This is a genomic window from Hungatella sp. SL.1.14 (assembly GCF_024460495.1).
GTDB lineage: Bacteria > Bacillota > Clostridia > Lachnospirales > Lachnospiraceae > Hungatella > Hungatella hathewayi.
In genome coordinates, this window is sequence record NZ_JANFYJ010000012.1 from 113171 (window position 1) to 127678 (window position 14508).

Here is a 14508-nt window from a genome sequence, read left to right on the forward strand (position 1 = left end):
TTACGGCCGCCGGAGAATAAACCGGCGGCCGTAACTTTCAGAAAGGGGAAGTTTATGAAAAAATTATACAGCAACAAACTGGTCATTCTAAGCCTTGTCCTTCCGGGCCTGCTGCTGTTCGTGTTTGCGATTCTGGCTCCCATTTGCCTCAGTGTTTATTACGGATTTACAGACTACTCCGGAATGGGTTCCTACAATTATATTGGACTGGAGAATTATCACAGACTGATGAAGGATCAGGTTTTCTGGACCTCCCTCAAGAATTCGCTCCTCTTAGCCATCGGCTTCATCTGCATTCAGCATCCGCTGGCGCTGATCGTGGCGGCAGTGCTGGATAAGCTGGGAGGGCGGGGAGAAGGTTTTTTCCGCTGCGTGTACTTTGTGCCCAATGTTATCTCCGTAGCGGTTATCGCATACCTGTGGAAATTTATCTATAATCCCGATTTCGGCCTGTTAAACAATATTATCAAGCTGTTCGGCGGAGAAGGCGGAATCAACTGGCTCAGCCAGGGCAGGGCCATCTGGTCGGTACTGATCGTGCTGATCTGGCATGGATTCGGCTGGGGAATGTTAATTTACTACACGGGAATCAAAAATATAGACCCTACCCTGTATGAGGCGGCGGCAATTGACGGGGCCAACCAGAAAACCACATTTCTGCGGATCACCCTTCCGCTGATGAAGCCGGTGATTCAGGTAAATGTGACCATGGCGGTCATATCCGCATTAAAACAGATGGAAACCGTGTACCTGCTTACCAACGGCGGACCCGGCAACAGCACGCAGTTTGCGGCGAACTACTTATATCAGCAGGCGTTTAAAGCGTTCAAGTATGGCTACGGCAATGCCATCGGCGTCATTTTCATCATCATCTGCCTGGTGGTTACCGTATTACTGAACACCGTTTTCGCAGACCGCGATGAAGAAGCGGGAAGGAAACACGGGTTGAGCAGAAGGAGGGCGAAATCATGAATCAAACGGATATAAGAACGTTTTCCTGGAAAAAACCACTTCTTTGGGCGGTGCTGATTCTTGTGGCGGTCGTTCAGATCTTCCCCTTAATCTGGCTGGCAGATTTTTCCCTGGCAAGCAGCAATGAGATGTTTACCAGCGGACTTCTCGTAATCCCGAAGAAGATCCAGTGGGGGAATTATGTTAAAGCTTTTATAGATGGTCATTTTCTGTTATACTTAAAAAACAGTATCCGGATAAACGGACTGGCGGTCATCCTGGTGCTTCTCGTATCGATTATGGCAGGCTTCGCATGCCGCAGAATGAACTGGAAATTAAGGGGCCTTGTGAAGACGCTTCTGCTCATGGGGATGATGATTCCCATTCATGCGACGCTGCTTCCCAATTATAAGATATTCAATCAGCTGGGTCTGACCGATACCATCTGGGCGCTGCTGATCCCGTACGTGGCATTTTCACTTCCCCAGGGCCTGTTTTTGATGTCCAGCTTTATGGAATCCATTCCGGTTGAGCTGGAGGAGGCGGCGGTCATGGACGGATGCGGGATCTACCGGATCGTTTTCCAGATTATCACGCCCATGATGAAATCGTCCATCGCCACGGTGTCGATCATGACGTTTCTGAACAACTGGAATGAATTTATGATGGCCAGCACCTACTTAAGTTCACCGAAATGGAAGACGCTTCCGTTCTCGGTTCTGGAGTTTACCGGCCAGTATTCATCCAATTACGCCGTGCAGTTTGCGGTTATGGCTCTGACAGCGGCGCCGGCGGTGATTGTATATATCCTACTGAATAAACATATTACGAAAGGTGTGGCTATGGGAGCGGTAAAGGGTTAGGCGCGCCCAGAAAAAGGGCGGATAGTTTAACCGGTGGAACACCCGGATCAGAATGATTATAAGGAAGTACGGCTATGAAGAAGATAAAACAGTGGGTAAATCAATTAAGTGTAAAAATGAAACTGATTTTTTATGGGTATTTGATTATCACGCCGGTGTTGATTCTCATATGCGCCGTGCTTCTTTTTTACAACTATAATAAAGACCTGGAGAGCAGACTGGAAAATGACAGGAGCAGTGTCAATGCTCTGGCAGAAAGTATTTTTGTTCTCCAGTCCGATATTAAGGATTTCTCCACCTATTTCTGCATTAACGACGAGGTGCATGCCCTGCTGACAGCGAAAAATGCGGAAGAGCTGAACAAGAATGCAAAACTCTGGCTGGAGGCGGCTCCCATGCAGATCGTACAGGACATGGTAGCGCTGAAAGGCCATATTAAAACCATTGGCATTTACCCGGAAAACGGGGTGCGCCCTTATCTGCGGTGTATGGATGCCAGCGCCTATGTGCCGGATCTGGAGACTGTTAAGAAGACGGCGGTCTACCGGGATACGCTGGCCAGCGACAACGGGATCTTATGGCGGAGTGTAAGTAAATACGATAAAGAAACTTATAATACCAACCGTTCTGATAAGGTAGTCTTATATAGAGGAATCTTTGACCTGACTCAGAAGAAGACGCTGGGGTATATTGTCATCGGTGTCAGTCAGGAGGTCTTTCAAAAGCTGGGAGAGGGGATTCTTCACAGCGACAGGGAAGGCGTGCTGATTCTGGATAAATTTGGCGGCGAGCTCTCGAGAAGCGGCAGCATTCCGACACAGGTGGCCGAATACTTAAAATCAGACGATTTTATAAAAGAGGACTATCGGGAACGCAAACATAACTTTACATTTGGAGACTATCAAGTGGTTTGCAGTCAGAAAGAGAAGAATTCCAGCATTATTGTCAAGGTGGTGCCCCGGTACAGCAGGCAGATGCAGCTGACGGATATCGCCTATATGCCGATTACCCTGATGATTGGAGTTTTGCTTGGGCTCCTTCCCCTGCTCCTCATCATTTCCAATATTGTGACCAGGCCGTTAAAACGGGTCAGCGAAGCCATCGTCAAATTCTCGACCGGCGATTTTGACCAGCGGGTGGAGGTGGAAACGAGGGATGAAGTCGGAGAGGTTGCGGAATGCTTTAACAAAATGGTGGAAGATATCAAGTCACTGATTGACGAAAATTACGTCATTACTCTTCAGGAAAAAGAGAGCGAGCTGGCTGCACTTCAGGCTCAGATTAACCCGCATTTTCTGTATAATACGCTGGATTCCTTATACTGGCAGGCCACGGAAGCGGATAACGACGAGATTGCGGAAAGCATTCTGGCCCTGTCACAGCTGTTCCGCCTCGTTTTAAGCCAGGGGAAGAAGGAAGTCACGGTAGCCCAGGAGATTGAACTGGTATCCAGGTACTTACAGATACAGAAAATGCGTTTTTCCAGGCGTCTTCACTATGAAATCAATGTGGCGGACGAGGTGAAGCCGGCATATATCCCCAAGCTGATCCTGCAGCCATTTGTGGAAAATGCCATTGTTCACGGGTTTGAAAATGTCAGTATACCCTGCTATCTGACGGTAACCGGAAGCCTGGATAAGGGAAAGATCCGGTTCGAGATAAAGGATACGGGGATCGGCATGCGCCAGGACCAGATCGACGATATCTGGGAGGAGGAACCGGCTCAGTACGCCCGTCAGAGAATCGGGCGGTATGCAATTAAAAATATTAAAGAGCGTCTGGAACTTAGGTATCATGGAGATTTCGAACTGGAGATTCAAAGTGATGTGGGAAAGGGTACCACAGTAATTCTATGTATTCCTTTTGAGAAGCCGCTCCACTAAGTTCGGGAACGATTTCACGATGCCCGATAAAGCGGGGCGCGCTGAGCGGAGATGGCATGTATCGCACGTAAGAGACCAAAATACGGTCTTTAAGCGCTTATAACGAGGAGGAACAGAAGTGTCGGTAAAACTGTTAGTCGCAGATGACGAAGAGGTAATCCGCCGTGGTGTGGCGAAATATATCCGGCTCCATACGGACCGGTTTGACAAGATATATGAGGCTGAAAATGGCCAGGAGGCGATCGATCTGCTCTTAAAGTATCAGCCGGATATTCTGCTTCTGGATGTCCAGATGCCGCTGAAAAATGGCCTCGATGTCATGAAGGAGGCGCAGCGGGCGGGTCTGCATCCCATCGTAGTAATCTTAAGCGGATACGATGAATTTAAATACGCACAGCAGGCGCTGCGTTTCGGGGCAAAGGAATATTTATTAAAACCGGCGCGGGCCGCGGATATTTTAAAGTGCTTAAACCGGCTGGTAGATGACGGCATGGGACTGGAAGAGCCGTGTGTCCAGGAAGAAGAGAACGGAACCAATCAGCTGGTAAAGCGGGCAAAAGAGTACATTGCTGAGCATTACATGGAAAATATAACGCTAAGCGGCACCGCGGAAATCCTGGGAATAACCGGAGGCTATCTCTCGACGCTGTTCCAGAAAAGCCTCCAGTGCGGATTTATCGATTATCTCAATCGGGTGCGCATCGAAAGGGCATGCTGCTATCTGGAACAGAATTACTTTAAGACGTATGAGATTGCGTATAAAGTGGGGTTCCGGGATGAGAAGTATTTTTCCAAGGTGTTTAAGAAGGTGATGGGGATGTCGCCGAAGGAGTATCGGACCATCTGATTGCAGTATATCCAATTGAGCGGATATTACGATATGTGGTGCCATGTAAAACTATCTTTTGCTATAATCTATAGAGAAAACAAAGCGCAAATGGGAAATCAGCACTATTGTAAATTTTAGTAGATATTTATTTTATCATAACAAATAAAACTCTTGACTCTCACGCTGCGTCATACATTATAGTAAAAAAGAAGGCGGTGATAACTATGAGACTGACAGTAAGCGAGACAGCAAAATTAACGAATATCAGTGTGCGCACACTCCATTATTACGATGAGATAGGACTGCTCAAACCAACCGACACGACGGAAGCGGGATACCGTTATTACGACGAAGAGGCGCTGGCAGTGCTGCAGCAGATTTTGCTGTACCGGGAACTGGATTTTCCTCTGAAGGAAATCAAGGACATGTTGTCGAAGCCTGACTATGACCGCCAGGAAGCGCTTGCGGTCCATAAGTCGCTGCTTTTGCTGAAGATCGAGCGGCTGCGCCGGCTTACCGGACTGGTGGACAGTATGATGAGAGGAGAAAATACCATGAGTTTTCAGGAATTTGATATGCACGAGATAGAAGAAGCAAAGAAAAAGTACGCCAATGAAGCGAAGAAACGCTGGGGTGATACCCAAGCATACCGCGAAAGCGAAAAGAAGACTTCCGGTTACAGTGAGGAAAAATGGAAGGATTTAAATGGAGAGATGAGTGATATTTTCCGGGAATTTGCGGAGTGCGTCCAGGCGGGTGAAGCGCCGGATGGCAGCCGCGCGGCCGGACTGGTGGAACGATGGAGGAACCATATTACCGAAAACTACTACGAATGCACCCTGGAAATCCTGGAGGGACTGGGGAAAATGTACGTGGAGGACGGACGTTTTAAAGAAAATATCGATCAGTTCGGAGAACATACAGCCGAATTTATGAGCCGGGCGATTGAAAGCTACTGCCAGCGGTAAATAATGGAAATTGGGGTGGAAACCACCATAAACGTGGTAAAAACACAAAAACAAAGGAAAATAGCAAAAAAATATACAAAAAACACTGCGATATAACGGCGAATAATAGTGCATAATCACATGACATAACGGACACCTAAAAAAGTACAGTATGGTTACAAGAGTATATTTTCATAGTTTTCAGTTTAGAACCACTTTTGTCAATTGTAATAAATTTTAAGAAATCGGGTGACTTTTAATTAAGAAAAAAATCACAGAAAGAACATTGACTTTAAACGTTTGGAGTGATAAACTGACTCTCGACTTGAGGGCATAGGACAACCGAAGGTCATGACATAATTCTAAGACATAACAAAAAGACACCTATGTAGTCGCAAGGAGGAGAACAATTATGAAATTGACAGCAAAGAAACTCGTACTTACAGGCATCGCAGTATTAACTATGGCATCTATCTCTGCATGTGGCAGCGGCACAACTGCTGAGACAACTGCAGCAACAGAAGCTGAAGTTACAACAGAAGCAACTACAGAAGCAGTAACAACAGAAGAAGCTGCAGATGAAACTACAGATGCAGAGTCTGCTGACGCAGAAACAACAGAAGCAGTAGAATCTGAGGATGCTTCCGCAGAAGAGTCTTCCGAAGAAGTTGAAGAAGCATCTCTTGAAGACGCAGAAACAGTAACAGAAGAAGCTACAACAGCAGCTAACTAATCAGAACTGACATAAACTGTTGCAGTAAAAAGGTATTTTATTTGGGCGGAGACGAGTGTCTCCGCCCTTTCTGATTATACAGGATAGATTTCTGGCGGCAGTCCCCTGTTTTTACAGAAGAAAAAAGTTGACAAACGCCTTCCGTTATAACAGAATAGGGATATCGGGAAAGGAGGCGTCATATGAAGATTACTTATATCCACCACAGCTCTTTTTTAGTGGAACTGGAGTCGGTTTATCTGCTGTTTGATTATACAGAGGGAGTGATTCCCGGGCTGAAGCGGGAAAAGCCGCTTCTGGTATTGGCAAGCCACAGGCACGGGGACCACTATTCACCGGTGATATTTGAGTTGATAAAGAAACATGAAAACGTTCGGTTTGTCCTGTCTGGTGATATCTGGAGGAAGCGCCTGCCGGAAGAGGCATTACCGGTCACGGATTCCATGAAGCCAGGAGAGACGGCGGAATACAGGCTGGAAAATGGCGGAATGTTAACCATACATACTTATAAATCAACGGATGAAGGTGTGGCGTTTCTGATTGAGGCGGAAGGCAGAACGATCTATCATGCGGGAGATTTAAATAACTGGAGATGGGAAGGCGAGCCGGATAACTGGAACGATTCCATGGCAAAAAAATACAGCGCACAGATTGATAAAATGGCGGGTATGCATATGGATGTGGCATTTTTGCCGCTGGATCCGAGGCAGGAAGACGACTTTTATCTGGGAATGGACGAGTTTTTGAATAAAGTCGATGTAAAACATGTATTTCCCATGCACTGCTGGGGAGATTATTCTGTGATAGGGAAGATGAGAGCGCTGGACTGCTCGGCCGGTTACAGAGACAGAATACAGGAGATTACTGGGGATGGGGAGGTCTTTACGGAGGAAGATGAGCGTTTCGTGTGAGTTAAACGGGGAGGAACAGCGGGAAATCTTAGATGCCGCGATGCAGGCGGGCCATATTCTGCTGGAAAATGGAGCCGAGATTTTCCGGGTGGAGGAGACGGTAGACAGAATATGCCGCTATTACGGAATTGAGTCGGAGAATGCATTTGTACTGAGCAATGGAATATTCATTACCTCCGGCAGCACGCGGGAGGAGATCTTCGCCAAGGTTCAGCATATCCCGGTTAGCGGGGTCCATTTAAACCGGGTGGCTGCGGTGAACCAGCTGTCCAGGGAGATCGTGGAAGGACGGTATACCATCGGTGAAGTGAGGGAACGGCTTGATGAGATCCGCGTTATGCCGGGAAAGACGAAGACCATGCAGATCCTGGCTTCCGGTGTGGGAAGCGCTTGCTTCTGCATGCTGTTCGGAGGTAATTTAACAGACAGTGCGGCGGCGTTTGTATCCGGTGTGCTTCTGTATTTCTATGTGCTGTACATCAGCGGTCCTCATTTATCGAAAATCGTTGGAAATATCGGAGGCGGAGCACTGGTAACCTTTCTCTGCTCTGTGATGTATCTGTTTTCCATAGGGCAGCATTTAAATTTTATGATTATTGGTTCTATTATGCCTCTGATACCGGGAGTCGCATTTACCAATGCCATCAGGGATATTGCGGATGGCGACTATATCTCCGGTTCTGTGCGGATGCTGGACGCTCTGCTGGTATTTTTCTGTATTGCCATGGGGGTTGGACTCGTGTTCAGCGTGTTCCATCAACTGACGGGAGGTGTGATGCTGTGACACTGTTGATTTCAGTGGTGGCTGCCATTGGAGGGACGGTTTCGTTTTCCCTTCTGTTCGGGGTTCCCACAAGGTATTATCCATACTGCGGTCTGATCGGCGGAGCCGGCTGGGGTGTTTACTCCATTTTGATTCAGAGCTGTACTGCACCGACTGCGGCGCTGCTTGCCACAATCGTAGTGATCCTGCTGTCGCGGCTGTTTGCGGTCAGGGAGCGGTGCCCGGTTACCATATTTCTGATTTCCGGCATATTTCCGCTGGTACCGGGAGCCGGGGTATACTGGACCGCCTATTATATTGTGACAAATGAGCTGGACAAGGCGTCTCAGACTGGCTTTATGGCTCTTAAGGTGGCAGTGGCCATCGTCCTGGGGATTGTGTTTGTGTTTGAACTGCCGCAGGGGATTTTTAAGGTGTTTTCGAAAAAAGAAGAGAAACAGGGCAGTCTGTGAAGCCGGTAAATGGCTGGGCGGAGTGCTCATGATAAGGAGGTACGGCATGAGGATGCTGATAAAAAATGTCCGGATTGTGAGTCCGGGAAATGGACTCGACAGGATTGGGGACATCGCTGTTTCGGACGGAACCATTCTTCGCGTTGGAGAGTGCGCGGAGCCGGAGGATAAATTTGATACGGTCATCGACGGCCGGGGACTTGTTGCGGCGCCGGGACTTGTGGATGTACACGTCCATTTCCGGGATCCGGGACTTACGTATAAAGAAGATATTCATACCGGCGCTGCCGCTGCGGCAAAAGGCGGTTTTACGACGGTTGTCTGTATGGCGAATACGAAGCCGCCGGTGGATAATGTGGAGACGCTCCGGTACGTTCTCGAGGAGGGGAAAAAGACCGGGATTCATGTGCTTCAGGCCGCCGCGGTGACGGTTGGACTCGCCGGGAAGGAACTGACCGACATGGAGGCGCTGAAAGCCCATGGCGCTGCGGGCTTCACCGACGACGGGATACCGATTATGGATGAAAAGCTTTTAAAGACAGCCATGGAGGAAGCAGCGCGTCTGGAACTGCCGTTAAGCTTCCATGAGGAAGATCCGGCGTTTATTGTCAATAATGGAATCAATCACGGGGCTGTCTCGGACGAGCTGGGGATCTATGGCTCGCCAGCACTGGCGGAGGATTCTCTGGTGGCCCGCGACTGCATGATCGCCCTGCACACAGGGGCCGAGGTGGATATTCAGCATATCAGCTCCGAGGGCGCGGTGCGGATGGTGAAGCTGGCGAAGGAGCTGGGAGCGCATGTATACGCGGAAGTTACGCCGCACCATTTTACACTGACGGAAAAAGCTGTTCTGGAGCATGGGACTCTGGCGAAGATGAACCCGCCTCTCCGGACGGAACGGGACCGCCAGGCTATTATAGAGGGCCTGAAAAATGGCAGCATTGATATGGTTGCCACGGACCACGCCCCGCACAGTGAGGAAGAGAAGGCCAGACCGCTTCAGCAGGCGCCCAGCGGGATCATCGGGCTTGAGACGGCGCTGGGACTGGCAATTACAAATCTGGTTCGGCCGGGCCATTTAAGCCTGCTTCAGCTGATGGAGAAGATGAGCCTTAATCCGGCGAAGCTCTATCATCTGGATTCCGGTTCTGTGGAAGAAGGAAAGGCGGCGGACCTGGTGCTCTTTGATCCGGAGGAAGAGTGGACCGTAGGGGAATTTGCATCAAAATCTTCTAATTCACCGTTTACCGGAAGCAGACTGTATGGAAAAGTAAAATATACAATCTGTGACGGGAAAATCGTGTATCGGGATGGAGAATAAGGCCGGAGGGGGAAACTTTCATGAAACAATATACGACCATCCTTTTCGACGTGGACGGAACGCTTCTCGATTTTGACTCTGCGGAGGAACGCGGGCTTGCCAGTGTGTTCAAAGAGTATGAAGAAAGCGGGGGATGCCGGACGGCGGATTTAATCGGAACGTACCGCAGGGTGAACCGCGGCTTATGGGATGCCTATGAGAAAGGTCTCATTACGAAAGACCATATCACGGATACCAGATTCGGCGCCGTGTTTGAGGCCCATGGCATCAGTGCTGACGGGATACAGACTGAGCACAGATACAGAGAAATCCTGAATCATACCGCCATCGTCATGCCGGAAGCCGTGGAGGTGCTTACGTATTTACAGGACCGGTATGATCTGTATGTGGTGACAAACGGTTTTACAGAGACTCAGAAGATGCGGATGGCGGATTCCGGTCTGGACCAGTATTTTAAGAACTCCTTTATTTCCGAGGAGGTCGGGTACCAGAAGCCGCAGAAAGAGTATTTTGACCACTGCTTTGAGGCGATGCCGGGAGCGGAGAGGAAAGGAACCCTGATCGTGGGAGACTCCTTAAATTCAGATATAAAAGGCGGAAATACGGCGGGAATTGATACCTGCTGGTTTAATCCGCAGGGGGCCCTTAACACCGCCGGTGTCACTGTCAGCCGGGAGATCCGGTCGCTTAAGGAGCTGAAAGAATTTTTATAGCCGGCAGGCGGGAACCCGGGCGTTCCATCTGCCGCCATGGCCTGGCGAATAAAAAGAATCATCACTATTTTAAATTTGGAGGTACTAAATTATGCTGCAGGCAGGAACAAAAGCACCAGACTTTACATTAAACGATAAGGACGGCAATCCCGTAACACTTTCCTCCTTTCTGGGGAAGAAGGTCGTTCTCTATTTTTATCCGAAGGACAACACACCGGGCTGTACCCGTGAGGCGTGTGCCTTCGCCGGCGCGTATGCGGGATATCAGCAGAGAGGCGTGGAAGTCATTGGAGTGAGCAAAGACAGTGTAAAGAGCCACAGTAACTTTGCCCAAAAACACGAACTTCCCTTCATTCTGGTTTCCGATCCGGAGCTGGAGGCCATAAAGGCGTATGACGTCTGGCAGGAGAAAAAGCTTTATGGAAAAGTATCCATGGGCGTGGTCAGAAGCACCTTCGTGATCGATGAGAACGGTGTGATTGAAACGGTCTTCGAGAAAGTAAAACCAGATACGAACGCACAGGAGATTCTGGAGTATCTGGATGAAAGGGCAAATGCATAAAAAAGAGACACCAAAAGTCCGGGTCAGCCGAACGCGCCAAAGAAAGACGCGTTGGGCCGGCCCGGACTTTTAGCTGTATGCCGGACACTCTGCAAATAAGAGCAAAAGATAAAAATTCTGCTTTACAGAAATACTTTAGTATGCTACCATGGTAGCACATGAAAATGCAGAGGAGGAAACAACAATTATGAAGAAGAGAGCAATCTTAATGGCGGCAGCCCTGGGAATGATGGCGGTGGTGTCCGGATGTTCCGGACAGGCAGCGGGCAATACGGCGGCGGAGACCGCTGGAACTATGGCGAAAGAGGCGGAGACAACGGCAGCGGAGGCTGCTGCAGATACCGATGCAGATACGAAGGCGCCGGAGACAGAGGCTTCTGAGGCGGGAGCCGCGGGCGGTACGTTTACGGTAGGATTTGATCAGGAATTTCCGCCTATGGGATATGTGGGCGATGACGGTGAGTATACCGGTTTTGATCTGGAGGTGGCAGAAGAGGTTGCCAAACGTCTCGGAATGGAATTCGTTCCGCAGCCGGTTGACTGGGCGGCTAAGGACATGGAACTGGAATCCGGCAATATTGACTGTATCTGGAACGGATTTACCATGACGGGCCGTGAGGACGATTATACATGGACGGAAGCTTATATGGCGAACCAGCAGGTATTTGTGGTGACGGCTGAGTCCGGCATTAAGACACTGGCAGATTTAGCGGGAAAGGTAGTGGAGGTTCAGGCAGAGTCTTCTGCGGAAGCGGCGTTAAAAGATGACCCGGACCTGACCGGTACGTTTGGAACACTTCAGACTACGCCGGATTATAATACGGCTTTTATGGATTTACAGATGGGCGCGGTTGACGCGATTGCCATGGACGAGGTAGTAGCGCGTTTCCAGATCGAGCAGAGACAGGTTGATTTTATTGTATTGGATGAAACGCTTGCCGCGGAAAATTATGCAGTCGGCTTCAAGAAGGGGAATGACGCCTTAAAGGATCAGGTGCAGGCACAGCTGGAAGCGCTGGCAGCAGACGGCACCCTGGCGAAGATTTCCGAAAAATGGTTCGATAAGGATATTACAACGATCGGTAAATAGAGACAGACAGCAGGGGCTTACCCTTTTTTGGGCCTGGCCCCTGTTTGAAACCATGGAGAAGATAAGAGGGGAATACCATGACTTTAACAAAGATTTTTTCACAGCTGACAGGAGGCATGTGGATCAGCATCCAGATCTTTTTTGTGACGCTTATTTTTTCACTTCCTCTGGGACTTTTCATATCCTTTGGCAGGATGTCGAAAAATCCTGTAATCAGAACCATTGTAAAATTTTATATTTCAGTCATGAGGGGAACGCCTCTGATGCTGCAGCTGATGGTGGTCTATTTCGGTCCGTATTATCTGTTTAAAATTAAAGTGGGCAACAACTACCGTCTATGGGCGGCCTTCATCGGTTTTGTCATCAATTATGCGGCATATTTTGCGGAAATATACCGAAGCGGAATCCAGTCCATGCCGGTTGGCCAGTATGAGGCGGCGAAGCTGCTGGGGTATTCGAAGACACAGACGTTTTTCCGGATCATTTTTCCTCAGGTGATGAAGCGGATTCTCCCTTCGGTAACAAACGAGGTTATCACACTGGTCAAGGATACTTCCCTGGCATTTACCATCAGCGTGCTGGAGATGTTTGCAGTGGCAAAGGCGCTGGCATCTTCCCAGACGAGTCTGATCCCCTTTGTGGCGGCCGGACTGTTCTATTACATATTTAATCTGCTGGTAGCCGTTATTATGGAATACGCGGAAAAACGGCTGGATTACTACCAATAAGGAGGAGAACCCATATGTATCTGCTGGAAATGAACCATGTCAAAAAATCATTTGACGGACAGGGCGTGCTGAAGGATATCTCCTTATCTGTGGAAGAAGGCGAGATTGTCTCCATCATTGGTCCGTCGGGGTCCGGAAAGTCCACTCTGCTTCGCTGTGCAACAATGCTGGAAAAGATGGACAGCGGCGAGCTCCTGTACCTGGGAGAGAAGGCGGCATGGAACGGCCCAGCTGGAACGGCCGTCTATGCCGGAAAAGAAAAATTGAAGGAGATTCAGGGAAATTACGGACTCGTTTTCCAGAATTTCAACTTATTTCCCCATTACAATGTGCTGAAAAACATCATTGACGCGCCGATTCATGTTCAGAAGCGAAAGGCGGATGAGGTCATCCGCGAAGCATACGATCTGCTCCGCAAGATGGGGCTGGAGGACAAGGCGGAGGCATACCCCTGCCAGCTCTCGGGCGGTCAGTGCCAGCGGGTTGCCATCGCAAGAGCTCTCGCCTTAAATCCCAAGATTCTGTTCTTTGATGAACCCACCTCCGCGCTGGACCCGGAGCTTACTGGGGAAGTGCTGAAAGTGATTCGTTCTCTGGCCGATTTACAGATCACCATGGTAATCGTGACTCATGAGATGGCATTTGCGAGAGATATCTCCGACCGCGTCATCTTCATGGCCGACGGCCTGATCGTGGAAGAGGGAACGCCGGAGGAAGTTTTCACTTCCAATCATGAGCGCACGCAGAGTTTTCTTGGCCGTTACGGCGATGGATACGGTTCTCTCAAAAATTAAGAAAAAAGCAAAGCAATATTCACAATCGGATGATATACTATGAGCACTCAATAAGATCATATATAACAGAGAGAAGAGGATGCAAATGAAACGAACCCTGATTGTGATAATGGCGGTCTGCGCGGCTCTCGCATTTACGGCCTGCGGAAAATCAGCCAGTAATACGGAGACGACACCGGCCCCTGCCGTGACGGAACCGGAGACGAAGGAACCGGCGACAACGCCGGCCGCGACGCTGGAGGCGCCGGGCGATACCGCAGAGTTTAAGATATTGACGTGTGATGTGGTATCGGTATCGGATACGCTGGAGGATATGACCGTTAAAAACGGCGATGCGGAAGTGAAATTTAACCTGAACGGCGTGGTGATCGAGACGTCCTATGAGCTGAAGGCGGGAATTCCGGTTTCCATCATTTATAAGGGTGAGATCTCCGGAGATGACGCCGCTAATGCAGCGATCGTGCTGGTGCTGGATGCCCAGGAGGACATGGAAGTGAAGACCATGACCGGAAGCGTAACGGATCAGGCCATGAGCAGCTTTACGATCCGGAATGAAAAAGGGGAAGATACGGGCTTCTTAAAAGATAACTGCGAAGGCCTTAATACAGGTGTACTGGGGCAGGCCACAGATGACAGCAACGGCAGCGGCGCCATGGTAAAAGTGACGTATGTAACAGTGAGCTATGACGCGGGCAGCGAGGCTAATTTCCCGCTGAAAGTAGAGTCCGCCAAATAGAATATGAAGATCCAGCTGAAAATCACCGGATTTACAGGCTTTTTTGATAAAAGGCTTGCAAATTCGGGATTTTCATGTAAAATAAGAGAGATGAGAGACGGGGCCGTATGAGCCCTGTTTTGTGTGAGCGGAAACTCCCGCAGAGGGTGCCTGCTCACGAGTGCCGCCGGGCGGCACTGAAATATTGGCAGAGTGAGCGGCATTTGAA

16 protein-coding genes are annotated in these 14508 nt (G+C 49.3%); all 16 read left to right on the forward strand.

Annotated elements, in window-relative coordinates; all coding sequences use genetic code 11:
- Positions 1-54: 54 nt before the first annotated feature.
- The 16 genes from NE473_RS14495 (at position 55) to NE473_RS14570 (ending at position 14300) form a co-directional block, all read left to right on the forward strand.
- Entirely contained in the window at positions 55-972 is a 918-nt protein-coding gene (locus NE473_RS14495) for a carbohydrate ABC transporter permease (protein WP_022031468.1), read from the forward strand.
- Positions 969-1814, forward strand: a complete 846-nt coding sequence (locus NE473_RS14500) for a carbohydrate ABC transporter permease (RefSeq protein WP_055651047.1) — start codon at positions 969-971, stop codon at positions 1812-1814. The genes NE473_RS14495 and NE473_RS14500 overlap by 4 nt, the downstream gene beginning before the upstream one ends.
- Before the next feature lie 74 nt (positions 1815-1888).
- Entirely contained in the window at positions 1889-3697 is a 1809-nt protein-coding gene (locus tag NE473_RS14505; RefSeq protein ID WP_055651046.1) for a sensor histidine kinase, read from the forward strand.
- A gap of 118 nt (positions 3698-3815) precedes the next feature.
- Positions 3816-4544, forward strand: coding sequence for a response regulator transcription factor (locus NE473_RS14510; RefSeq protein WP_055651045.1), 729 nt, complete (start codon positions 3816-3818; stop codon positions 4542-4544).
- Between the two features lie 206 nt (positions 4545-4750).
- A complete protein-coding gene (locus NE473_RS14515) occupies positions 4751-5494 on the forward strand; it encodes a MerR family transcriptional regulator (protein WP_081034946.1) in 744 nt (247 codons plus the stop codon).
- A 391-nt stretch (positions 5495-5885) separates the two neighbouring features.
- A complete protein-coding gene (locus NE473_RS14520) occupies positions 5886-6206 on the forward strand; it encodes a hypothetical protein (protein ID WP_022031473.1) in 321 nt (106 codons plus the stop codon).
- Between the two features lie 182 nt (positions 6207-6388).
- Positions 6389-7117: an MBL fold metallo-hydrolase gene (locus NE473_RS14525; RefSeq protein ID WP_055651044.1), complete on the forward strand. Its 729-nt coding sequence runs from the start codon at positions 6389-6391 to the stop codon at positions 7115-7117.
- Positions 7101-7901: a threonine/serine exporter family protein gene (locus NE473_RS14530; protein ID WP_006774659.1), complete on the forward strand. Its 801-nt coding sequence runs from the start codon at positions 7101-7103 to the stop codon at positions 7899-7901. Before NE473_RS14525 ends, NE473_RS14530 begins: the two co-directional genes overlap by 17 nt.
- Before the next feature lie 2 nt (positions 7902-7903).
- The gene (locus NE473_RS14535; RefSeq protein ID WP_039892027.1) at positions 7904-8353 is read left to right on the forward strand and encodes a threonine/serine exporter family protein; all 450 of its coding nucleotides are present in this window, start codon (positions 7904-7906) and stop codon (positions 8351-8353) included.
- A gap of 52 nt (positions 8354-8405) precedes the next feature.
- A complete protein-coding gene (locus NE473_RS14540) occupies positions 8406-9677 on the forward strand; it encodes a dihydroorotase (protein WP_055651087.1) in 1272 nt (423 codons plus the stop codon).
- Between the two features lie 20 nt (positions 9678-9697).
- Positions 9698-10390: a YjjG family noncanonical pyrimidine nucleotidase gene (locus tag NE473_RS14545; protein WP_055651043.1), complete on the forward strand. Its 693-nt coding sequence runs from the start codon at positions 9698-9700 to the stop codon at positions 10388-10390.
- Between the two features lie 91 nt (positions 10391-10481).
- A complete protein-coding gene (gene bcp / locus NE473_RS14550; protein ID WP_055651042.1) occupies positions 10482-10952 on the forward strand; it encodes a thioredoxin-dependent thiol peroxidase in 471 nt (156 codons plus the stop codon).
- Positions 10953-11139: 187 nt separating this feature from the next.
- A complete protein-coding gene (locus tag NE473_RS14555; protein WP_055651041.1) occupies positions 11140-12042 on the forward strand; it encodes an amino acid ABC transporter substrate-binding protein in 903 nt (300 codons plus the stop codon).
- A gap of 77 nt (positions 12043-12119) precedes the next feature.
- Complete coding sequence (locus NE473_RS14560) at positions 12120-12770, forward strand: amino acid ABC transporter permease (protein WP_006774653.1); 651 nt, start codon at positions 12120-12122, stop codon at positions 12768-12770.
- Positions 12771-12784: 14 nt separating this feature from the next.
- Positions 12785-13564: an amino acid ABC transporter ATP-binding protein gene (locus NE473_RS14565; protein ID WP_055651040.1), complete on the forward strand. Its 780-nt coding sequence runs from the start codon at positions 12785-12787 to the stop codon at positions 13562-13564.
- Positions 13565-13649: 85 nt separating this feature from the next.
- Complete coding sequence (locus NE473_RS14570; RefSeq protein WP_022031482.1) at positions 13650-14300, forward strand: hypothetical protein; 651 nt, start codon at positions 13650-13652, stop codon at positions 14298-14300.
- Positions 14301-14508 lie beyond the last annotated feature (208 nt).

Coding starts and splice junctions, on each gene's coding strand:
- NE473_RS14495 (WP_022031468.1), top strand. CDS start 55: ATGAAAAAATTATACAGCAACAAACTGGTCATTCTAAGCCTTGTCCTT.
- NE473_RS14500 (WP_055651047.1), top strand. CDS start 969: ATGAATCAAACGGATATAAGAACGTTTTCCTGGAAAAAACCACTTCTT.
- NE473_RS14505 (WP_055651046.1), top strand. CDS start 1,889: ATGAAGAAGATAAAACAGTGGGTAAATCAATTAAGTGTAAAAATGAAA.
- NE473_RS14515 (WP_081034946.1), top strand. CDS start 4,751: ATGAGACTGACAGTAAGCGAGACAGCAAAATTAACGAATATCAGTGTG.
- NE473_RS14520 (WP_022031473.1), top strand. CDS start 5,886: ATGAAATTGACAGCAAAGAAACTCGTACTTACAGGCATCGCAGTATTA.
- NE473_RS14525 (WP_055651044.1), top strand. CDS start 6,389: ATGAAGATTACTTATATCCACCACAGCTCTTTTTTAGTGGAACTGGAG.
- NE473_RS14530 (WP_006774659.1), top strand. CDS start 7,101: ATGAGCGTTTCGTGTGAGTTAAACGGGGAGGAACAGCGGGAAATCTTA.
- NE473_RS14540 (WP_055651087.1), top strand. CDS start 8,406: ATGCTGATAAAAAATGTCCGGATTGTGAGTCCGGGAAATGGACTCGAC.
- NE473_RS14545 (WP_055651043.1), top strand. CDS start 9,698: ATGAAACAATATACGACCATCCTTTTCGACGTGGACGGAACGCTTCTC.
- bcp (WP_055651042.1), top strand. CDS start 10,482: ATGCTGCAGGCAGGAACAAAAGCACCAGACTTTACATTAAACGATAAG.
- NE473_RS14555 (WP_055651041.1), top strand. CDS start 11,140: ATGAAGAAGAGAGCAATCTTAATGGCGGCAGCCCTGGGAATGATGGCG.
- NE473_RS14560 (WP_006774653.1), top strand. CDS start 12,120: ATGACTTTAACAAAGATTTTTTCACAGCTGACAGGAGGCATGTGGATC.
- NE473_RS14565 (WP_055651040.1), top strand. CDS start 12,785: ATGTATCTGCTGGAAATGAACCATGTCAAAAAATCATTTGACGGACAG.
- NE473_RS14570 (WP_022031482.1), top strand. CDS start 13,650: ATGAAACGAACCCTGATTGTGATAATGGCGGTCTGCGCGGCTCTCGCA.